This window comes from Methanosalsum natronophilum, assembly GCF_024808815.1.
GTDB classification, from domain to species: Archaea; Halobacteriota; Methanosarcinia; order Methanosarcinales; family Methanosarcinaceae; genus Methanosalsum; species Methanosalsum natronophilum.
The window spans coordinates 1-21,879 of sequence record NZ_JANUCS010000010.1 but is presented as its reverse complement, the minus strand read 5'-3'; the positions used below and the strand labels follow the sequence as shown (position 1 = coordinate 21,879).

The following is a 21,879-nucleotide window of genomic DNA, read 5'->3' as shown; positions in this document are numbered from 1 at the left end:
TTCATTACTATCCTAGTACAAAAATTACTAGTTTGGTGACGGAGGATATTAAAATGAAATTGAAGATTTTGATGATATTATCATTTTCTGTTCTTATGCTGACTTTAAGTATAGGATGTATTGATAATAATGAAGAATTGCCTGATATGGATGTAGAGGACCTTTCAATGGTAGAAGATACACCTCATGAACTTGAACATTTAGGGAATCCTACCATTTCAGGTGATAGCATTGCAAATGATTATGTGGATGTTCCAGGTATCGTAGAAGCATCACGAGGAATATATCAAAGTGATGATGCAGAGATTCATCTAACTGTCATTGAAATGGAAGATACCCAGTCAGCAGACAATTTTGTTGAAGAATATAAAGCAACATACCCAGAATTTAATAATCGGGATAGATTTGTTGAAGAAACAGTGGATGGTCAAGATGTGACAAGGATCAATAAATTTACTCGTGTGGGTGGAGAATATGTTGATAGGTTCACTTACATATGGAATCAACAAAATTATGTTTTTGTGGTTGAAGGTAATACCGACGATTACACATTTCTTAAAGATTTCGTGAAAGCTGCAGGGTTCTAAAAAAACCCTCTAACTTTTTCTTTCTCTCCTTTTCTAAATAACATTTACACTAGCAAGAACTCTAAAAAGAACAGTACTTGTACTAAAATTATCACAGGCACACCTACACTAAAACTGCGATGTAATGTCTTGTGCCTGAATAAGTTCATCCCGATAAAAACTCCTATACTCCCACCAAGAAATGCGAGTGAAAAGAATGTTTTCTCGGGTACTCTTCTAGACCTATTGATTGCACGTTTTTTGTCAGCACCCATCAAGTAGAACGAGTAAATGTTTAAAAGTGCAAGATAACTAAAAAATAGTATTAATAGGTCCATTCAGCTTGACCTCAAAGTTTCAATAAAAAAAGTTTGGAGTGGATAAGAAGAAAAGAGTTAGAGCTAGAACACAAAAACTCTTTTCATTTGATCAATAGTGTTCCTTTCCCTCTTATGTTTACATCACCTGTGAACTTGCGGTACGTTTCACCATTAAACTCCTCAGTACCATCTTCTCGATACACTGGTAACATTTCGTGAACTGTACCTTTTATTACAATGAGTCCTTTCTTCATTTCACCCGCAGCCATGGTGGCATCGCCATCGACAATAATAGTGCCACCATTATTCGCAAGGCCTAGTAAGAGTCCCGCATCACCTTTGACATGTATCTCACCACCAGACATATGTTCAGCTAAGAAGTCGAGGACATTACCATTGATAGTGATCTTACCACCAGTCATACCGGTAGTATCACCGCGATATCCACTACCAACATAATACTTGGCATTACCATTAACCTCGATCTCACCACCTCTCATATCACAACCGATCCAATTATCTGCATGACCATTAACTGTGATCTTACCACCAGACATTGTACAACCGCAATGCATATCGACATTACCGTTAATGATGATCTCACCTGCTGTCATACCCTGGCCAATACGTTTTATCCTTGATACATCACCGTTGATCTCGATCACGACATTCTCAGCAGTATCAGAACCGTCAACAACAACCTCGAAAATGTCGCCAAGGAATACTTGAGAATTACCGTGCCATACAGGTATCTGTTCAATGTCGCGGTCAGAGAGTCCTGCAAAATTATCTGGCGTGATACTATCAGCTACTATAGGTATTCTGTTCTTCTCACGAAGTGTAAGTGTGACTTTTTGCATTTTCAGGCCTCCTGGGTATTGATCTCTATAGGGTTTGGTAAGTAATGGTCATCAACTACATAGTTAGACATTGCTACAGTGTAATATTTACGGAAATTGTTCTGTATATCCTTTAAGGTAACCTCATTTATTTCGCTAGGTACACGACCAGATGCATTTACCCAATAGGTCTTACCACGTGGTGATGATACGATCTCGCCGTCTTGTACTACTAAATTCCCGCTCTTGATCGTGTATGAGGTTGCAGATAAGGCCTGCTTAACTTTTTCGTGCTCAATTCCAGCATCAATTTTGTCTGGGATAATGTCGTATATAGCAATATCAGCATTTGCACCAATACCAAGATGGCCAATAGTATCTACGGAGAACATCTTTGATTGGAGTGCACGTGTCATGACAGCAAGTTCATAGAAACTGAGCTCTCTATCAATTCCAGGTAGGACCATACGATCGATCGCCAGTTCTGGCAAGGTTTCAATGATTTGTTCTCTCTTCTTCGCACTCATTAGTAAAGAATAAGCTTCCGGATAATTCACGAAAGAACCACCGTTTGGACTATCTGTAGTAAACATCACTTTCCACGGATCATCTACGAGTAATGCGAGTTCCAGTCCGATTGCCCATTGCACAGAGTTCACGAAACTCTTTGGTGAATATACGATCGGTACAACACCGGCACCGTCCTCTAACTCCACGTCCTTGTTACTCCATTTAGAATGTAACATTCTTGCATTGGAATACTCAAGTGGACCGTCTGCCGTCATTGTCATCGCAGGACCGAAAATAACTTGACCCATATCGAAGGTGAGATGGTCTTTAGTATTGATGTAATCTGCGAGTTGTGTTGATGCAGATTCGAACTCTCTCCAAGAATTACCTGCATATGCATGGAACTGGAGGTGTGCTAGATGTAATACTTGTCTATCCCTTGCAGCCTTGATACCCTCCATTATTTTCATGGTATCCAAGGTGGTTTCGTAATTACCTGGCTTTCCAAGATTATTACAATGTACATGGATTGAGTGTGGGAGATTCAAGTCTTCATTAGCTTTAGCTAACTCTACCAAGATTTCGCGTGGTGTTACATCGAAATCTGGGACCTCGTCATCTATTGAAGTAACGTTCTTACCCCATCCCCACGCTTCTCCGCCACCAGGGTTCACTACCTTGATACCAAATCCGCGTGTGGCTCTAAGACCCCAAGCTAAATATGCGGCAAGTTTCTCGGGTTCCTCATCCCTCACATAGTTCATTACTTGCCAGTTATTACCGAACAGTGTAAGGCCCCATTTATCTAGGATCGGGATAGATTCGAATTCTTCATGTGTATGCTTTGCTGCCATCATTGAGATCGCGGCTTCTGAGAGTGTAGTGTACCCCAACTTGGAGTACCTGTACCCTAAAGCGAACGTATTAGGTGTATTATATCCTGCTTGTGCTCTTGTAACAGAAGTTGCTGGTTGTAGACCTGAGAGACCGTTAACTGGATTCATTCTCATATCATGTGGACTCATTAACCTTCCAACATTGATCTTACCTGCACAATGAGTATGACCGTCAATAGCACCTGCCATTGTAAGTTTTCCTTTTGCATCGATCGTATCTGCATTAGAAGAAACACTTTCAACGATCTTTCCGTCTTTTACTGCAATGTCCATCTTTTCACAGTTAATACCGTTAAGTGGATCACAGACAGCTGCATTTTTAATAATAAGTTCTGACATTTTAAGCACCTCTTTTAAGTTCCCTAACCTTTTCAAGGATATCCGTAACTATTTGTTCATCGCTCTTAAAATCAGTATCAATGAATTTCTTCATCCTTAGAGGGATACTGTCCATTCTATAAGCAGTACCTTCAGCCTCAACTCCCACAACGGCTGCAGGTATTACGATATCAGCAAGTTCGGTTGTTGGGTTATGGTACGGGTCAATTTGGATCAATGGTATCTTGGCAAGACATTTTACAGCTTCCTGTGCAAAATGTGAACCTGGGTCAGCAGCTGCAACTAAAGCTGCATCTACATCACCTCTTAATAATGTATCACTAGCACCGGTTTCACCCGGATTATAATAAGCGAACTTACGTGTGAAATCTACTGCGTTAGGGTACCCAGTCTCCCAATTACACACCTGTCCAAAGCCAGTAACATTATAGTGACCACGCATTGGTATCATGACAGATTTTGAGTACTGGTTCAGGTCATATAATAATGAAGATACGGCATCACCGTTCTTGTACTTAGACCTTGTTTGAGTTGTACCCATACCATAGAATACGCAACTGAACCTAGCCTCTTTCATCATAGTAGCAAGTTCTAGTATGGTCTCTTTTGGAACACCACCTACAATCTCTGGAATAACATCTTCATTATCATTGATTGCTGACCTTATTGCTTGGAGTAACATGAAATCGCAACCCGGGTCAACTTGGACGTAGGTATCAGCAATCTTGGCAGTATCGGTTTCTCTAACATCGACAACAGCGATATGTCTTCCTTTCCTTCCCTTTTTCGTAAAGAATCCTTTAGCATACATTGAATATCTGCTCATGTGTCTTGGATGTGCATGTACAGGATTACAACCCCAGAATATCACAAGGTCAGCTCTGTTCTTGACCTGGCCAAGAGACGCTGCAGGTGACCCTTTCTCATGGACCGCGAGTGTAGTGGGCCCGTGACATACATTTGCACATGAATCTATGACTGATCCTGTTTCTTCAGCTAATTCAATAGCTTTGCTCACAGCTTCACATGAAGTTGATGACCAACCGTATGATAAAGCTCGTTTTGAATTGACCAGGATCTCAGCAGCTCTTTCAATCGCATCTTCATATGTGGTTTCAACCAATTCACCATCTTTTCGAACAAGTGGCGCTTCTATACGTGCATGATCGGTGACACCCGCGATTTTGTTGTGCCCAAGCACACATGCACGCTGGATATCAGTGATCTTATTATTCTCGACCTTTATTGTGAGATCGTCACATAATGAGCCACAGAAAGGACAAATGGCATCTGTTATTACGTTCATTTTATCTTAACTCCTTTACTGGTAGTAATACGTTCTCATAAATGATATCATATCAAGTGGTTCTTTATCGGTCTTCTCGACTTCCGCAGGAATACCCTTAAATCCAGGTGTCCCGCATCCCCCAGTATCAGGATTTACTATTGCATTAGACCAGGGGCCCATGGGAATAAAAATAATGCCTTCAGGGTTCCCGTCATTTTCACGTGCTTTAACTACAACTTCACCAAAAGCTGTTTTCACGTTAAGATTTTCTCCAACTGAGACACCAAGTTTATTTAAGTCTTCAGGGTTCATTTCGCAACATGCACACTCTTCAAAGTATTTAGGGTTCGTCTTATTCTCGAGATAGGAACCTTGGTATGCTGTTCTTCCGGTAATGAGCTTTGTTTCCAATTTCATTGAATTACCTCTGTAAATTTCAAGGTCTAATAAGCCATGTGGTTTTAACTATATTATATTAGTATCAATAGAATATTTTCAATACATAAAAACCCGTCTATCGCTGATAATAGTCATTATCTAGGAATAACTTCGACATATCAGATTAACAATATTGACAGGTATTTCGCTTGCATTCTATTTGTTAATATTTGTAATATATAGTTAACTATTGAACAGTGAATAATAGTTTATAGTTTTGTTAAACTCGAACTGAACATACAATCGATATACTTTAATATATCTATGTACCTTTAGAGTTTTTGTTAGAGCCCGGATAGCCTAGTAGGTTGGGGCGCCAGACTCATAGGGAAATAAAATATGAGCGTCCAAAATCTCCTGAGATATCTGGAGGTCGCGTGTTCGAGTCACGCTCCGGGCATCTAATATTATATTATTGAATCATCAATATTTGTATACCTGCTAATTCTGAGGATTTAACAATTATAAGAAGTTCTTAACTAACAGCTTATAATATCATAGAAGAATCGAACCAACAATTAATACCTTATTCTCATTATATTTGTTATCCTTTTTTGCATGCAGATGGTTTGTCAACTATATATCTGTTAAATTCACTGAATCAACTGAATCTTAATCAAACTCTAAAGAATTTAGACATAGTAAAATTAAATAATATGAGAGAGTTGGTACTGTTTATCAGGTTAACATGTGGTATTGAGATAGAGTTAGCTCAATGAATTATGCTATTATTTATGCTTTTGTCAAGGGAATATAGAAAAGGTGAGTATTAAAAAAAGAGTATATCAACATCTACTCAGAATACTCAACTGGGATAAAAACTGCTAATGTACTAACACAAGCAAAGCTTGAAGCACGTTCAATAATGCTACTTCTAGAAAATACATTCATTTGTTAGTAAACCTTTGATCATGGACTAAAAAGAGAACAAAATGATGCATTGTACGAATAGAATTATTTTATTTAGAGCAAATAAGAGATTATCCTATAACTTAGTTTCTCATCTTTATATGTAAAATTGTGTTGATATTTATCTTTGTAAAAAATTATATCCTATATTACAATATATTGGGGTGGGTAAAGTGATAAGTTTAAATGAAAAATCAACTAGTGTTTTTATTGTTGCTTGTTTGATGCTGACTTTTGTTTTTGGTATGGTCGGAGCAGCAGGTGCAGCTACAATATATGTGGAAGAAGGTGAATCTATTCAGGATGCTATTGATAATGCATCTCCAGAAGATACTATTGAAGTGGGTCCAGGTACTTTTGTGGAACAGTTAACTATTGGTGAAAGTAAGGCCAACCTAAGCTTGATTGGAGCTACAGATGGTAATGGTGTACCTAATAGTGTACTAAATCTATCAACTTTTACATGTGGACATGGAATTTTGATCAAAGGTGTGGAAGGTGTTACTGTAAAGAACTTTGAGGTTCACCATTCACCTGACCGTGGTGTGTACGCTGATAAGACACAAGGGGTGTTAATAGATAATATCGTAACTCATAACAATTCTAATGACGGTATAAGGGTACGAGAAGATCAAAACGGAACAGTCCAAAACAGTAAGTCTATTGAGAATAATGGTGATGGAATTACATTTTATTCTTATGGCAGTATTCTCAACAATATTGTTTCAAATAATGTAGAAAGAGGAATTTATGTCCATGTTGGTTCTGTCACTGGTACTGGAACGCTTACAATTTCTTGTAATGAAGTTTATGAAAATGAGAATGCTGGAGCAATTTCACCAAATGAACATAAAGTTGGTGGAATAATAGTTTATTCCAAAGCTCATGTTCTAGGAATTACTCAGGTCATAATTGAGAACAATAAGATCTACAAAAATAAAGGACCAGGTCTTTTACTTTACAAGATAAATCATAAAGGTGCAGACAAATCAGTGATCGCTGATTCTCAAAGTGAATCACTTGTAAAAGGGAATATAATATTTGATAATGAAAACCGCACAAGTCCTGACTGGGAAATGGGGATGGGTATGAATCCTGGTGACGGAATTTTAGTTTATCTTTGTCACAACATTGTATTTGAGTGCAATGTAATCTATAATTCAACTGCAGGCATAAGAATCACCAATGATTACAGATACAATTCATTTGGACCTACCACGAATAATACTCTTAGATTCAATGATTTCTACAATAACGAATATGGTATACTTGTCAGTGGAGGAGATAATTACGGAGTAAAAAACACTACAGCACATGAAAACAATATTTATGGTAACGTGAATGGAGTGGTCAACATGAACAATAATAATGAAATTGTTAATGCTACCAGCAATTGGTGGGGTGACAGCTCAGGGCCATCAGGTGTAGGATTATTTGGTACAGGAGATTTCGTTTCAGAGAATGTGGATTTTGATCCATATAAATCAGAAGCTTTAGATGCGTGTCCACCTACAGAATGCCCGGATACAGACATTCATCCTAAACCAAACGATTTCTGTGTATGCTCAAGTTTTGCCTCAGTTCCTACAATGAATCCATTACTTTTAATCGTTGGTCTGCTTGGAATTTCTATGTTCATGATTCTGAGAAAAGAAACAAAGAAATAATTAAATGGTAACATGAGTTACTATTTTTTCATTTTTTTGTTACACATTTGAAATCCTGTAGGAACTGCATTTAGTAGAAACTATCAACCTCTTTTTATTGTAAAGGATGAAAAAAATGCTACTTTGCCTTAATGTTATAGATAAAATAGTTAGCCAGTTGCTATATTTGGTACATTTTCTGAAATGATGTAGGTCACATAGGATTACATTTTCACGAACTCACCACCAAAAATATTGAAAAGATTGAAATTAATCTTCAACGCCAGCGAAGTAGAGATAACATGGGGAATAGGTGGATAGAGCTTACATACAAGCTTTAGGGTTGCTCTATTTATATCAACTTTCATTTCTCTTATTTGGTGTTGTTTTAGTTATTTGTGTTTTATTTTGTATGTTCATTCTGTCTAAAATAAGCCATTAAAAATAAGTTTAAGCACTCTAATGCATAAAATAAGTGATATTTTGATATATTATCTTGAATAGGTTCAAACTTGATCGAATCTACCAAAACACTTATTGAACCCCTCCACATTTTAATCAACTATGAATCGAAAAATTATGCTATCTTTGATTGTCTTAGCAGGTGCAGTACTACTTAGTGGCTGTGCTGAAATGGATAATGGAGATTTGATTCCAGATGATCGGACAGTAGAATCTGGTGACATAGTATCGTTCCACTATACAGCAATGCATGAAGATGGTACAGTGTTTGAAACATCAAGAGAGGAAGTGGCACAGGAACATGATATACATGTACCCGATATGCCATATGAACCACTAACAGTTCAAGTTGGAACCCAGCAGATAATTCCTGGTTTAGAGGAAGCACTTATGGGAATGAGTGAAGGTGAACAAAAATCAGTTACACTTGAACCAGAAGATGCTTATGGTGAATATCAGGAAGATTTTGTCATACCTGTTTCAATTGAAGAGTATCAACAGTTATTACAACAAGCTGCAATGACAGACGAAGAAGCTGAAATCCCTGACCCCGAAGATGCACCGCAAGAAGGTGACGTAATCGAGCAAATGGGACAAAGACTTACTGTGGTAGATGTCACTGACACTCATGTTGAGCTTGAGTTACAGATACTATTCTCAATTGAGGAATACCAGGAATTCATGGGAACTGATGAAGTCCCTGAAGTTGGAGAAGATGTATTTACACCAATGGGTCAACAACTTACAGTAAAAGATGTTACTGACACGCATATTGAGTTTGATCCAAATCATCCAATGGCCGGTAAGACCCTAACTTTCGATATTGAGGTCGTATCAATTGAAGATGAACCTGAAATGGACGAAACTCAACAAATGGATCCAGAGATGGACCCTGAAATGGTATTTGAGTAAATTGAGTAAACCTTATATTTGACATGAATGGAATAAAAAATTTTACTTTATTCTATTCACCAGTTCTTTTTTTCATTGACTATTTAGTATTATGGTCAATATCGTTGAAACATCCAAAACTGACATAAACTACCTAGTATATAATATATACTTAGTGAAAAACGGGTTATTATCAAAATATAATTATGGAGGAGTAGTTTATGAAAGTGCTAGTAACATATGTATCTCAGACTGGGAACACAAAGAAAGTTGCAGAATCGATCTATGGTGCTGTTAGTGATGATAAAGAGATCTTACCTTTAACTGAGGTAAATAGCTTGGAAGAATATGATTTGGTATTTATTGGATTCCCCGTAAACCAATTCAATGCTCCAAAGGATGCGCAGGAGTTTTTGAAGAATAAAACTGTGGGTAAAGATATTGCTCTGTTCATGACACATGGTGTACCTGAAGGAGCTGACCCAATATCCGATTGGATCTCTACTGCTAGAGGTCTAGCATCGGGCGCTAACATTGTAGGAACATTTAATTGTCAGGGTGAGGTTGCACAGAAAGTTATGGATATGCTTCAGAACTCGGATGATCCACAAATGCAAGCGTTTGCTGAAATGTGCGCTTCTGGCAAAGGTCAACCTGACGCATCTAAACTCGAGAAGGCCGAAGAGTTTGCTAAAGATATGGTAGCTCAGAAGAAAGCATGGACTGAATGAAAAGGTAAACTTAGCTATACCTTTCATTCTTTTAATTTTTAAGAGACTGTAAGATATATTGCACCCAAAATCTATTTATGGGACGAGGTATGTTTAACGGGAATAATTGCGACTAAAAGAATAATATAATCTAGAAAAAAGTCCGTACAGGTGTAGTAAATTGAAGATTGAGATTAATTATGAGAAACCCACAGATTTAATTGAATTGAACTGTCCAGGCAAGATGTCAAGACAAGTTCCTATCTGGTTAAAGATAGATTGGTTACTCGAGAAAATATGGGTTGTCAGGATGAACTATACATATGCGGTACCTGCTAGGGAATATTATAATATAGTCTCAAGGTTTAGTCTTCCTCATAATGTAAATGCTGTACTCTTGAAAGGTTGGATACAAACTAACTTAATGCCCTTGATCGAAGAAGCTAAGAAGAACATGAAAACGGTATGGACGGATAATGGGATTGCTTGTGAGTTCAATGAAAAAGGTGAAGATTGTTTATATCAGATAGGTTCTAAGCTTTTCGAGGTACCTTTAATTGAAGAAGGCGGTCTCTGGCGATTTGAAGAGTGGATCAAGGAAAGGCATAACGTTCATCCAAAAATGACCGATGAAGAATTGATTGCTCATAAAGATGAACTTTTGGAGTTAGCTGACAAGAAATGGGCTATTTTCGAAGAAGATGAACGTGCAATGATCTATGTCCTAAAAAAGATCAGAAGAAAAATGAGTGAAGAACAGGAAAAGAAGATAGCTACAACCCCCTAAAAAAGACTATTTCTCATTTTATTAGGCATTTTAAATGCCAATACACAAATCTACAAATACTCTTTATTCATATAGAGTTTTCAGAAACCTCTAGTTGAAACTTTATTTTCAGATCAGGTGGATTTATGGTAAAACTTGTTTTAAAAATAGATGGAATGACATGTTCTTCGTGTTCCAGACGAGTAGAAGAAGGGCTGAAAAAGGTTAATGGTATAAATTCGATTACTGTGAATCTTCCTGCTGAAAAGGCTTTCATAGACTATGATCCACAGCAAATAGATGTTGATACTATAATTAAGTCAGTTGAGGAACTAGGGTATAAAGCGAGTTCAGCTGACCAAAATGGGGATACAATCAAAAGTATTAGTGCTAGGATTGAAGATATGACATGTGCTGCATGTGCACAAAGGTTGGAACGTTCCCTTGGTTCAGTTACAGGTGTACATGAAGCTAATGTGAATTTTGCAACATCTAGAGCAACTATATCCTATGATTCCTCAATTGTTACATTAGATGACATAAAAGACACAGTTGAAGATACGGGTTATGGTATTTCATTTGATGATGAAGTGGAAGATGAACATGATCCAGAACAGGCTAAACTTGATAAAGCTGCTAGAAAAATGTGGATCGCAGCATCTTCTGCAAGTATAATTATGGTATTGATGACAGTTCATATGTTTTATGAACCTATACCAGGTTATTTCTTTTTAACAGCAATTCTAGCTATACCATCGGTATTCATCGCAGGTGCAGATACACATCGTGCTACTTGGAAAGCGTTACGGCACGGTTCTGCGAATATGGATACTTTGATCACTATGGGATCACTGGTACCCTACTTCTTGAGTATGCTTGGTTTCTGGTTCCCAGTAACTACATTTGTGGAAATGGCAGCTACTATCATGGCACTTCATCTTGTAGGGAGGTACCTTGAAACGAAAGCAAAAGGAAGGGCATCCCAGGCGATAAAGAAACTAGTTGCTCTTGAGGCTAAGAAAGCTCGAATACTTGTTGAGGGTGTTGAAAAGGAAGTTCCCGTAAAATCACTTCAACTTGAAGATATTATGCTGATCAAGCCAGGTGAAAAAATACCAACTGACGGTATAGTTGTATCTGGATACAGCACAGTAGATGAATCCATGGCAACAGGTGAATCCATGCCTGTTGAAAGGAAGGAAGGTGATGAAGTTATAGGGTCCACCATTAATCAGCAAGGTTCTATGAAAGTGAAAGTTACAAAGGTTGGTAAGGATACATTTCTCTCACAGGTCATATCAATGGTGGAACAGGCACAGGGTTCAAAGGTACCAATTCAAGAGTTTGCTGATAGGGTTACTGGTTATTTTGTACCCGCGGTAATTTTTATTGCAGTAATGGCTTCCGTCTCCTGGCTACTATTCCCCCAGTTTCATATTGGTATAGTTGAATATTTTAGTTTTCCATGGAGTAATACTGATGTTCCATTATTCACATTAGCTATACTCGCAACTACAGCTGTATTGGTAATATCATGTCCATGTGCGCTTGGTCTTGCAACACCTACTGCACTGATGGTAGGTAGTGGGATGGGGGCAGAGCGCGGTATTCTTATTCGAAGCGGGGAAGCCATACAGACAATGAAAGATGTGAATCTGATTGCATTTGATAAGACTGGTACTATTACTAAAGGAGAACCTCAAGTAACCGATATGATCTCATTTAAGGGTAGCAATGATACTGAACTGTTATCATATGCAGCGAGTTTGGAATCCGTATCAGAACACCCACTTGCATTTGCTATCATAAATAAAACAAAAGATGAGAATATTGAATTGTTTGATCTTCAGGAATTTGAGTCGATCACAGGTAAAGGTGTGAAAGGTAAGATCAACGAAACTGAGATTATTGTAGGTAACCGTAAGATATTAGAGACTTATGATTTGGGTTATGATGAACTTGAATCTAACATGGAAGAACTGGAAAGTGCCGGTAAAACCGTGGTTATAGTTGTTAAAAGCTCGCAGATAATAGGGATTATTGCAATTGCTGATGTAATAAAGGAAGATTCAGTTAGGGCGATTGAAGAGATTGAGAAAATGGGTATTAGGACTGCCATGATCACTGGTGATAATAGGAATACCGCTGAATCTGTTGCTGAGAAGGTTGGGATCAGTTACGTGATTTCAGATGTCTTGCCTAGTGGTAAGGTAGAGGAAATTAAAAAATTACAGGAACAATATGGTAATGTTGCTATGGTGGGTGACGGTATAAATGATGCACCTGCACTAAAACAAGCAAATGTTGGTATTGCTATTGGAACTGGGACGGATATAGCAATCGAGTCTGCTGATATTACTCTGATAAGAGGTGATATTACTTCAGTAGTATCAGCGATAAAGTTGTCAAGGTCAACGTTTCGTAAGATCAAGGAGAATTATTTCTGGGCCTGGATATATAATGCAGTAGCGATACCCGCAGCTTTTTTCGGGTTACTCCATCCAATGATCGGTGCTGCAGCTATGGCTATAAGCTCTTTGACAGTAGTCCTTAATTCATTAAGACTGAAAAGAAAGAACATTGGTTTAAAGTCATGAGTTTGTATATGTATCTAATGTACGGTAAAATATATGACACATATAATACACTAGATAAGTGAATGAAATTCCAGGTATTAGATTCAGATTATATCAGAGAAAATAATTCTCCGGTTATAAGATTATTTGGAAAAGATGATGACGGTGCTAGTGTATGCTGTTTAGTGCCCGGGTTCGAACCTTATTTTTATGTGAGACCCACATCTACCAACAATCTATCCGAACTAACTCAAATACTTCAAGAAACATTTTCTGAAATTAAAAGAGTTGAACAGGTGGAAAAGTTTGAACCCGTTGGATATCAAGCAACTAAAACTCAGATGTTAAAGGTAATAACCCATGATCCTCAGAACGTACCTGAGATCAGAGACGATGTTTTGGAATTACCTGGCATTGAGGACGTGTATGAAACTGATATACTTTTTAGGAATAGGTACTTGATAGATAATGGTATCCATGGGATGAAGTGGGTCCAAGCACAAGTAAATCCAGCTGAAAGACATGGATTTAATTGTGATAAAGTAGTTCGATCAGAGCAAGTACATGAACTTGAACATATAGGTAATGCGGAACTGAAACATCTTGCGTTTGACATTGAATGTTTGCCATTGGATGGTGGTATGCCAGTACCTGAAAAATCTCCTATTATTATGATAAGCCTTTCATTCCAACCCGAATTTAGTGGAATTAGTTCATTGGTTTTGGTTGGTAGGGATTTCGGGGATGGTATTGAAGGAATAGAATCTCTTAATAATGAAGTTAATGTTTTGGAAAGGTTCTTTGAGATACTCAGGACATATGATCCCGATGTCATTACAGGGTATAACATAAATGACTTTGATATACCTTATATTGTTGATAGGGTAAAAAAATTAGAGTCTGAAGGGACTCATATAGATACATCCTGTGGACGAGATGGTAGAAAACTGGATTATCGTAAAATTGGTATCCGGACCAACATCTCAATCCCTGGTCGGATAGTACTCGATTCTTTACCTATAATAAGACAACAGTTCAGTCTAAAAAGATACAATCTTCAAACAGTTTCAAAAGAACTTTTGGGCAAAGAAAAGATTGATGTAAACCCCGACCAAATGGAAGAATATTGGCATGATAATGGAGATAAAATCTTTAAATTCGTCGAATATGCACGGCGTGACTCCGACCTTGCTATCGAACTGGTTAAAAAGCTGAGATTGTTGGATAAGTATATAGCATTAGCTCAAATAAGTGGTTCTGTACCCCAGGAGATCCTTGAAGGTGGTCAAACTTCCATGGTAGAGAACCTGTTCTTGCGTGAATTTAAAATGTCAGGTTATGTTCTACCACCACGTCCAAATGACGAACTTGTTTATAAAAGGAATCAGGAAAGTGAAGGGTTAAAAGGTGGGGAGGTTCTTGAACCTAAAAAGGGTTTACTTGAAGATGTGGTAGTTCTCGATTACAAGTCACTTTATCCTACAATAATGATGGCACATAATCTTTGTTACACTACTGTAGTTGATAAATACCGACCTGAAGGTAAAACGATAGTTCCACCATCAGGAGGAGAATTTGTTAGAGAAGATGTTTTCAAGGGAATAGTTCCATCTATTTTAGAGAATCTGTTGAACCGGAGGACTGAGACCAAAAAACTTATGAAAAGTGCTCAAAATGATGATGAGTATAGAGTATATGATGCAACCCAACAAGCACTGAAAATATTATTGAACAGTTTTTATGGTTATTCTGGTTACACTAGGGCTCGGCTTTATAGTTTATCCCTTGCAAATGCAGTTACTAGTTTTGGTCGAGATAATATTCTAAAAACACGAACTATCGTAGAAAAGGATATTGGATATGTTATTTTAAGAGATGGTACTGTTTATCTACAGGGTGAGGTAGATGGAAATGAAATTGAGGGTACCAAAGTTGCACTGTCCGTAGTTTATGGGGATACTGATAGTGTTTTTGTCCAATGTATCTCCGACAGTGCCTTAAATTTAGATGATCTTGAACAAATTGGAGATCGTATTGCGGTTATTGTATCCGAGTCATTACCTAACCCAATGGAACTGGAGTTCGAGTCTGCTGCTAAGAGAGCGCTGTTCATTGCAAAAAAACGGTACGCATTATGGATGTTTGAACGCTCTGGACAGGATTGGGATGAAGGTATCAAGGTCAAAGGCATGGAAACGGTTAGAAGGGATTGGTGTGAACTTACATCAAGGACACTTAACTCGGTCCTAGAATTGATATTGAAAGAAGGAGATGTTGATCAGGCAGTAGAGTATGTCAGAGAGACTGTAGATAGGATTCGCAATATCGATGTAGTAAATGATTCTGAGATAATAGATGATCTTACATTAACTCGTCTTTACTCTAAAAGTATGGGTAGTTATAAGAATAAACAGCCACATGTCACCGTTATTGAGAAAATGAAAAAAAGGACTGGAATAGCTCCATCTATAGGCGAGAGAATCCCGTTTGTGATAGTTGCGGGTAAGGACCTTTTTGTTAACCGTGCAGAGGATCCAGAACATGTCCGACAAAATAATATTCCCATTGATGTAGATTATTATATCAAGAAACAGATATTACCACCAGTAAAACGTATACTCGAGGTTTTTGGTGTAGATAATACTTCACTTGACTATGATTCTAAGCAAAAAGGTCTTTTCGAATTCTCACCTGCCAGTGAACGAGAAAAGGAAGGAAAACTGAATAAGAAAAAAGATAGTTCAGGAACAAGTTCAAATGGCCTAGGAACTAAATCACAAAGTTCATTATTCGATTTCTGATATTATTTGGATTGATTGCAATGGCTGATATATTGATCAAGAACACCAAAGTGTTATACAATAATTATTTACAACCAGGGGAGGTTGTGATCGAGGATGGCAAGATAGCTCGGATTGGTAAGGATATTCGATTGAACAGTGTTGATAAGGTCATCGATGCAAACGGAGCTTTAACTTTACCTGCAGGGATAGATGTACATGTTCACTTCAGAGAACCTGGGATGACCCATAAAGAAGATTGGTATACAGGTTCCAGTGCTGCTGCAGCAGGTGGAATCACTACAGTTATAGAACATCCTAACACACTCCCACCTGTAACCAACAAAAAAAGATTTAATGCAAAGCTCAAATTAGCTGAAAAGAAAAGTATTATTGATTTTGGACTTAATGGGGGCGTAAGTCATGATATGAGCTTACTATCGGAACTCTGGGACTCCGGAATAACCTCATTTGGTGAGATATTTATGGCCGAGTCAACTGCTGGGCTTGGAATTGATATGGATACTTTAGAAAATGCATTGATTGGAATAAATAAACTGGATGCAATACCATGTATTCATGCCGAGGATGAAGAGGTTCGGCTTAAGAACCAGAAATATTTAATCCATGACATGACTCCTATGTCTCATTCTAGAGAACGTTCTAATATGTGTGAAGCTATAGCCATTGAGAAAGCACTCGATATTGTCCAAAAGAATCACCTACAAGTACATTTTTGTCATACGAGTACTAAAGAAGGACTTGGCCTAATTCGAAGAGAGAAATATGTGTCCCAGCAGGCAGGGTTCAATAACATAACCTGTGAAGTAGCCCCACATCATCTTTTTTTGTCAACAAGGGATTGGGATAGGTTAGGAAGTTTTGGTAAAATGAATCCGCCATTAAGGGATCGATCTAGTGTAAAAATACTCCTAAATTCCATTAATGATGGTACTGTTGATATGATAGCTTCGGATCATGCTCCACACCTTGAACACGAAAAAGATTCCGATATTAAGAATGCTCCTTCAGGAGTTCCTGGTGTGGAAACATTAATGCCATTAATGTTGAGTGCAGTGAAAAAGAATCTTTTACCACTTGGAACAATGGTTGATGTAACTAGCAGAAATCCCGCAAAACGTTTTGGTCTGGTTGAACACGGTAAAGGTATTTTTGGTGAAGGTTATGATGCAGATCTTATTATACTAGACTCACAATTGAGAAAGATTTCTGCAGATGATTTACACAGTAAAGCCGGTTGGACTCCATACGAAGGTATGGAAGGTGTATTTCCACGTATCACAATAGCTAGAGGTGAAATTGTTTTTGATGAAGAGGTAACTGGTGAGAAAGGACGTGGTAATTTTTTGAACGGTAAAGGTTCATCTATGGACATAAACTCGTGAATAACCCTAATTTTATGGACATAGAACCATAAATGATTTATAAGGTATATACGATACATAAAAGTAATGGCAAGAAACAAGTTACCTATCCACACAACACTAAGTTCAGATGCTATTAGGATTTTAGAGCGTTATGAGAAAGAGATAGGTGCCAAAAACCTTGTTCTTGAAAAAGCATTACTAAGTCTTGACAGTTCTCGTTTTAAAGGAAAGTTTGATGCTGGTAATATCGAACGCACAATTAAGAGGATATCTACAGGCGTTAAAGGTTTGGATGATACTCTTGAAGGCGGGATTCCAAAAGGATTTCTTGTGATAGTAACAGGACCACCGGGAACGGGTAAAACTACTTTTTGTATGCAAGCAATGTTGGAAGGTGCACGTAATCAAGAGAAATGTTTATTCTTTTCGTTTGAAGAGAGGGTTGAACAACTGGTTCAACATTTTATGCGGTTTGGTTGCGATATTGGAGAATATATAGATGATGGTTACTTGGATATATTCGGAATGTCAAAATTAACATCTGAAGAAATGATGGAAATAATACAGTTCTATAATCCAGAAAGAGTAGCATTTGATTCAATGAATGTTTTAACCAATGGTGATGAGTTCAGGTCATCAGGGTCATGGAGATCATTGCATAGGTTACTTAAGAATAAGAAGATAACATCATTTTTTATTACAGAGAAGAAACACGGTATTGAAGTTAAAGAATTTGATAATTTTGATTTTTTAGGTGACGGTATATTTTTCCTTGATTCAGTGCCTACTAATGAGATCGATAATACTCCAATGCCTGTAATAGCTGTTCAGAAAATGAGGGCTACTAAGATAGATTCATCACTCCAACCTTTCAAGTTTACAGATAACGGGATTGCTAGATATAAGGCAGTAACTACATCAAAGTATCCTAGGATATCAATTCCTCCCAAAATTGAAGAGGATGATATTAAATTAGAGAGTTCTTAATATATAGTGATAGAAAAATAGATTATTTTTTTTAATTGATTCTTATCCTATTACAATTACATAAAGAAAGCTAAAATTACTGAAATCAAAAATGTCACATATATTGGAATGAAACTACCGGCACCACCGATGCTGAGATAAGCACTTCCTTTCTTCTCTCGATTGAATGTAGCAGCTGAGATCAAAGTTCCTACTAAGATCCCTGAAACACTTGCAATATAAACTGCTTCCGCAGCTGAGCTAGGAGCAACCAATAACGCAAGTGGGATAGCTAAAAGTGATATATAGTTAGGAATAACAATCCCAATACCGTCAACCATTTCGCTTCCTAGAAATACTGCAATTATCATAAGTGAGGTTATAAGCAGAATGGCAGTATTGTGATGGGACACTAGAACATATATCAATGTGATCAAAGGTAGTATACATCCTCCCAAGTTTAGGGAAACAGTTGTATCAAAAGTTCTTTTTGTCCCAATTTCAAGTTCTTTTAGTACAGGAACTCCATAGATTTTCTCTAATAACAGTGCGTTTTTCATTAAATGTTCTGGCTTTATAGTACGCGTTTTATAAATGGGAATCTCATAATTGGCCAGTATTAAAACCAGTACTAAAATAGCTATTAAGGAAAATGGACCGAGTGAACCCAATTCAATATTGCTGTGGTATGCTAAAACTGCAAGTGGGATTAGAGTTGCAATAAATATACTGATTTCACGCTTTTTGTATTCTAAAGTATAATCTCGCATCATTATTCCACGTTAATTCCATGTGATTTATATTATAGATTGATTTATAGTTAAAGCGTAAAACCACTATGTCTTTAGCATAGTGGATGTAAGCGTCAACTATATTATAAATAAGTCTCAATATGTATTTAATTAACCGATGGCGAGAACCAAGCCAAAAGGAATTAAAACTGGACTCCCATGGGATAGGGGTCTTCTTAAAGGGTTCCCATAGTTCGTTGCCTTTCCAGTTGGGTATGAACTGTGATATCAGATTCCTCAAGGAATCGGTCGAAGGAAGCACCTGAGTCTTTAGCTCAGGAGTAGTTCACCTAAAACCTGCTTCAAGGTGTTGGATCTCTGGTCTTTTCTTATCTAAGAAACTGAAGACTGATCCGTGATCTACACCTTTGATCAACATTTCAAAAGCGGCTCTAGCAATCTGTATCTGTTCAGGGTACCCTATCATGCTCACGGTTTTACCATAAACTGAAACCTTAACACCAGTCAAGTTTTCTATAGTTATACGTGCTTTTCCATCTTTACCTATAATCCTACCCTTAAGACGTTTCATCTCTTTTTGTGACCCTGTGTTTTGAGATATATCAATAAAATCAAAGATCATCATTTCGTCATCGAACATCTCAAATACTTTTTCGGGATTGAAACCCCGAGCAATTGCATGAACTACGTCCGCAGCTCGCATGGATTTAACAGGATCTTCTCCTGGAATAATTTCTATCATTCCACTTTCACTATCAACGCGAAGTTCTGATTCACTCATTTCTTCGATTGTTTTTTTAGTGTTTCCATCGGGTCCTATGAGAACACCTATTCGGTCCTGTGGAATTTTTATGTGCGTCATTTAATTTCTCCTGTGGTAATAACTTTAATGGGTATTATACGTTAATTTAATTGAATTTAAGCTCAATCATGGTGATTTTATGAAGTTATACAATTTATCTGGATCATTCTCAATACCAAACCGAGTGAAAAACTTTGTTATGTTTCTAATATCTCTCAAAAGAAACTCATTAGCACGTGGATGCTCTAAAGTTGTAGATTGACCCATGTCAATTATGATCGGTTCTCTACTATTTGGCTCAACCATTATATTGTATTCGCTTAGATCAGCATGTACTAGTCTTGCGTCTGTATATAATTTGTTGATATAATCGATCAGTTTGTCACAAATGGTTGCAGCTTCTGTATCAGCTAGTCGAATATCTTTTAATAAAGGGTAGGGTACACCATCTTTACCAAGATATTCCATTATCAATACGTTTCTATTGCTTGTTATTGGGACAGGAACCCTAACACCTGCTTCATGTGCACGTTTTAAGTTACGATATTCCTTTTTGGTCCAAGCAAAGACTATCTCATGTTTTTTTTGTCCAACGTTCTTGAACCTAGGGTCACCTACAATATATTCTTCCATCGAATTGAAGGAACTAGTGGTTATCCTGTAAATTTTCACTGCAATTTCTGTTTGATCAGCACCATCAGCAAGGAATACATTAGCTTCTTTTCCTCTACTGACAATACCGCCCATAGCTTGGATTATATTTAATTTTGATAGTTTGTATAATGTTTTAAGTGTATACTCGTCAAAAACATCCTCTTTTACCTTACGGGCATTATCATCTTTGAACTTGATTCGATACTTATCGACTTTACTATCAATAGCTTCAACTTTTTTGTCAAATCGTTTTTTCATGCTTTATCCTTTCAAGAACCCTTTTCTTTCAAGCCAGTCTACTTGTGGTCTGGTATATTTCCAAATGACATCTGCTTTACTGTCCTGGAAATTCCATGGTACTGCAATAACAATATCTCCCTCGCGGATCCATGTTCTTTTTTTCATAGATCCCGGGATTCGACCCATCCTGACAACACCGTCCAAACATCTTAGTTTGAGTCTATTAGCACCAAGTAAAGTTTCGACTATTGCAAGTACCTCATTTTCGCTTTTTTTAGGGATTCTTACACGAGTTACCTGGGGTTCATCTCCAGTACTGTTCTTTTTATTGTTCTTGTGATCCAGATTAATACCTCTTATGACTATTTATTGATAATTTGATATAAAATCACCTGTGGGATATAACTTATTACAATATATTACATATAAAAAGTTAAATGTTGCGATGATATCAATTTACTGTTCTGTTAGATAAGAGAACTATCGTACAAAAGTGAATTATCTCTAACTCCATATGGCATGAAATAAAATTCTAGCTATAATGATATGTGTTGGCAAAATAATAAGAAACTATTTATATCAGCATGAATATGTAGAGAGTCCTGCACGCAAGTCGTGCATTATATGTTCAACAGAATATGATTTTGTTGAACAACAATAGGATAATAGTTATATGCGATATGAATACATATGGCATTTCCCGTGAAAAACACGGAGATATTGCTTGAATACAATATCATACTATCCTAATATTCATCTTATATGGAGGCAGGAGTTATTTCTTGCCTGACGCTAGATCTGGCAGTTCAGTTAATTTCGGCTGATAGTTGTATATTATTCAATGACATTTACTGTTCTAAGCCTTAAATTAAAGGCATGAGAACAGAAATGGCATAACGAATAATACTAAAACATGAATGTGTACTAAACTATCAGTCAGGTAATGTATAATAAAATACACTAAACCAAGATTGACTGAATTGTGCATTGAACTCAACAAAGTGATTGAGTTCTCCCACCAATTCAAACCAAATACAAACCAAAGCAAAAAAGGTGTGCAAATAATTCTGGTTGATCCTGCCAGAGATCACTGCTATCGGTGTTCGACTAAGCCATGCGAGTCAAATGTTCTTCGTGAACA

General features: G+C 37.2%; 18 protein-coding genes, 1 tRNA gene and 1 rRNA gene. 11 read left to right on the top strand and 9 right to left on the bottom strand.

Annotated features, from left to right (window positions below; genetic code table 11):
* Positions 1–53 precede the first annotated feature (53 nt).
* On the top strand, positions 54–587 hold the full coding sequence (locus J2T59_RS06405) for a hypothetical protein (protein ID WP_259135047.1): 534 nt from the start codon (positions 54–56) through the stop codon (positions 585–587).
* Positions 588–631: 44 nt separating this feature from the next.
* On the opposite strand, the gene J2T59_RS06400 is transcribed toward J2T59_RS06405, so the two are convergent.
* The 5 genes from J2T59_RS06400 to J2T59_RS06380 form a co-directional block, all read right to left on the bottom strand.
* Positions 632–904: a DUF1294 domain-containing protein gene (locus J2T59_RS06400; RefSeq protein WP_259135046.1), complete on the bottom strand. Its 273-nt coding sequence runs from the start codon at positions 902–904 to the stop codon at positions 632–634.
* Between the two features lie 83 nt (positions 905–987).
* Positions 988–1,746: a formylmethanofuran dehydrogenase subunit C gene (locus J2T59_RS06395; protein ID WP_259135044.1), complete on the bottom strand. Its 759-nt coding sequence runs from the start codon at positions 1,744–1,746 to the stop codon at positions 988–990.
* Between the two features lie 2 nt (positions 1,747–1,748).
* A complete protein-coding gene (locus tag J2T59_RS06390) occupies positions 1,749–3,470 on the bottom strand; it encodes a formylmethanofuran dehydrogenase subunit A (RefSeq protein WP_259135042.1) in 1,722 nt (573 codons plus the stop codon).
* A gap of 1 nt (position 3,471) precedes the next feature.
* A complete protein-coding gene (locus tag J2T59_RS06385) occupies positions 3,472–4,776 on the bottom strand; it encodes a formylmethanofuran dehydrogenase subunit B (protein WP_259135040.1) in 1,305 nt (434 codons plus the stop codon).
* Positions 4,777–4,791: 15 nt separating this feature from the next.
* A complete protein-coding gene (locus tag J2T59_RS06380; RefSeq protein ID WP_259135039.1) occupies positions 4,792–5,175 on the bottom strand; it encodes a molybdopterin dinucleotide binding domain-containing protein in 384 nt (127 codons plus the stop codon).
* A 310-nt stretch (positions 5,176–5,485) separates the two neighbouring features.
* Between J2T59_RS06380 and J2T59_RS06375 the strand changes: the two genes are divergently transcribed.
* From J2T59_RS06375 to J2T59_RS06335, 9 genes are all read left to right on the top strand, one after another.
* Positions 5,486–5,596, top strand: a tRNA-Met gene (locus J2T59_RS06375).
* Between the two features lie 682 nt (positions 5,597–6,278).
* The gene (locus J2T59_RS06370) at positions 6,279–7,772 is read left to right on the top strand and encodes a right-handed parallel beta-helix repeat-containing protein (RefSeq protein ID WP_259135038.1); all 1,494 of its coding nucleotides are present in this window, start codon (positions 6,279–6,281) and stop codon (positions 7,770–7,772) included.
* 543 nt (positions 7,773–8,315) lie between these two features.
* Complete coding sequence (locus J2T59_RS06365) at positions 8,316–9,125, top strand: FKBP-type peptidyl-prolyl cis-trans isomerase (RefSeq protein ID WP_259135037.1); 810 nt, start codon at positions 8,316–8,318, stop codon at positions 9,123–9,125.
* Between the two features lie 200 nt (positions 9,126–9,325).
* Positions 9,326–9,835, top strand: coding sequence for a flavodoxin family protein (locus J2T59_RS06360; protein ID WP_259135036.1), 510 nt, complete (start codon positions 9,326–9,328; stop codon positions 9,833–9,835).
* A gap of 160 nt (positions 9,836–9,995) precedes the next feature.
* Positions 9,996–10,601, top strand: a complete 606-nt coding sequence (locus J2T59_RS06355; protein ID WP_259135035.1) for a hypothetical protein — start codon at positions 9,996–9,998, stop codon at positions 10,599–10,601.
* Between the two features lie 125 nt (positions 10,602–10,726).
* The gene (locus tag J2T59_RS06350; protein WP_259135034.1) at positions 10,727–13,177 is read left to right on the top strand and encodes a heavy metal translocating P-type ATPase; all 2,451 of its coding nucleotides are present in this window, start codon (positions 10,727–10,729) and stop codon (positions 13,175–13,177) included.
* Between the two features lie 62 nt (positions 13,178–13,239).
* Entirely contained in the window at positions 13,240–15,957 is a 2,718-nt protein-coding gene (locus J2T59_RS06345; protein ID WP_259135033.1) for a DNA-directed DNA polymerase, read from the top strand.
* 20 nt (positions 15,958–15,977) lie between these two features.
* Positions 15,978–17,342: a dihydroorotase gene (locus J2T59_RS06340; protein WP_259135030.1), complete on the top strand. Its 1,365-nt coding sequence runs from the start codon at positions 15,978–15,980 to the stop codon at positions 17,340–17,342.
* A gap of 66 nt (positions 17,343–17,408) precedes the next feature.
* Positions 17,409–18,311, top strand: coding sequence for an RAD55 family ATPase (locus J2T59_RS06335; protein WP_259135028.1), 903 nt, complete (start codon positions 17,409–17,411; stop codon positions 18,309–18,311).
* Between the two features lie 56 nt (positions 18,312–18,367).
* Here the strand turns inward: J2T59_RS06335 and J2T59_RS06330 are convergent, their stop codons facing one another.
* The 4 genes from J2T59_RS06330 to eif1A all read right to left on the bottom strand — a co-directional run bounded on the left by J2T59_RS06330 (position 18,368) and on the right by eif1A (position 21,083).
* Positions 18,368–19,063 (bottom strand): DUF1614 domain-containing protein, encoded by a 696-nt coding sequence (locus J2T59_RS06330; RefSeq protein WP_259135026.1) that lies wholly within the window; start codon positions 19,061–19,063, stop codon positions 18,368–18,370.
* 304 nt (positions 19,064–19,367) lie between these two features.
* A complete protein-coding gene (locus J2T59_RS06325; RefSeq protein WP_259135025.1) occupies positions 19,368–19,904 on the bottom strand; it encodes a 16S rRNA 3'-interacting factor aDim2p in 537 nt (178 codons plus the stop codon).
* 66 nt (positions 19,905–19,970) lie between these two features.
* Positions 19,971–20,756 (bottom strand): serine protein kinase RIO, encoded by a 786-nt coding sequence (locus J2T59_RS06320; RefSeq protein ID WP_259135023.1) that lies wholly within the window; start codon positions 20,754–20,756, stop codon positions 19,971–19,973.
* 3 nt (positions 20,757–20,759) lie between these two features.
* Entirely contained in the window at positions 20,760–21,083 is a 324-nt protein-coding gene (eif1A, locus tag J2T59_RS06315; RefSeq protein ID WP_259135119.1) for a translation initiation factor eIF-1A, read from the bottom strand.
* Between the two features lie 719 nt (positions 21,084–21,802).
* Here eif1A and J2T59_RS06310 point away from each other — a divergent pair.
* Positions 21,803–21,879, top strand: a 16S ribosomal RNA gene (locus tag J2T59_RS06310); the annotation flags it as partial.

Excerpts from the sequence above, each read along its gene's own strand:
- J2T59_RS06360 (WP_259135036.1), top strand. The coding sequence starts at position 9,326 with ATGAAAGTGCTAGTAACATATGTATCTCAGACTGGGAACACAAAGAAA.
- J2T59_RS06320 (WP_259135023.1), bottom strand. The coding sequence starts at position 20,756 with ATGAAAAAACGATTTGACAAAAAAGTTGAAGCTATTGATAGTAAAGTC.
- J2T59_RS06345 (WP_259135033.1), top strand. The coding sequence starts at position 13,240 with ATGAAATTCCAGGTATTAGATTCAGATTATATCAGAGAAAATAATTCT.
- J2T59_RS06325 (WP_259135025.1), bottom strand. The coding sequence starts at position 19,904 with ATGACGCACATAAAAATTCCACAGGACCGAATAGGTGTTCTCATAGGA.
- J2T59_RS06400 (WP_259135046.1), bottom strand. The coding sequence starts at position 904 with ATGGACCTATTAATACTATTTTTTAGTTATCTTGCACTTTTAAACATT.
- J2T59_RS06350 (WP_259135034.1), top strand. The coding sequence starts at position 10,727 with ATGGTAAAACTTGTTTTAAAAATAGATGGAATGACATGTTCTTCGTGT.
- J2T59_RS06380 (WP_259135039.1), bottom strand. The coding sequence starts at position 5,175 with ATGAAATTGGAAACAAAGCTCATTACCGGAAGAACAGCATACCAAGGT.
- J2T59_RS06405 (WP_259135047.1), top strand. The coding sequence starts at position 54 with ATGAAATTGAAGATTTTGATGATATTATCATTTTCTGTTCTTATGCTG.
- J2T59_RS06395 (WP_259135044.1), bottom strand. The coding sequence starts at position 1,746 with ATGCAAAAAGTCACACTTACACTTCGTGAGAAGAACAGAATACCTATA.
- J2T59_RS06330 (WP_259135026.1), bottom strand. The coding sequence starts at position 19,063 with ATGATGCGAGATTATACTTTAGAATACAAAAAGCGTGAAATCAGTATA.
- J2T59_RS06340 (WP_259135030.1), top strand. The coding sequence starts at position 15,978 with ATGGCTGATATATTGATCAAGAACACCAAAGTGTTATACAATAATTAT.
- J2T59_RS06335 (WP_259135028.1), top strand. The coding sequence starts at position 17,409 with ATGGCAAGAAACAAGTTACCTATCCACACAACACTAAGTTCAGATGCT.
- J2T59_RS06390 (WP_259135042.1), bottom strand. The coding sequence starts at position 3,470 with ATGTCAGAACTTATTATTAAAAATGCAGCTGTCTGTGATCCACTTAAC.
- J2T59_RS06385 (WP_259135040.1), bottom strand. The coding sequence starts at position 4,776 with ATGAACGTAATAACAGATGCCATTTGTCCTTTCTGTGGCTCATTATGT.
- J2T59_RS06365 (WP_259135037.1), top strand. The coding sequence starts at position 8,316 with ATGAATCGAAAAATTATGCTATCTTTGATTGTCTTAGCAGGTGCAGTA.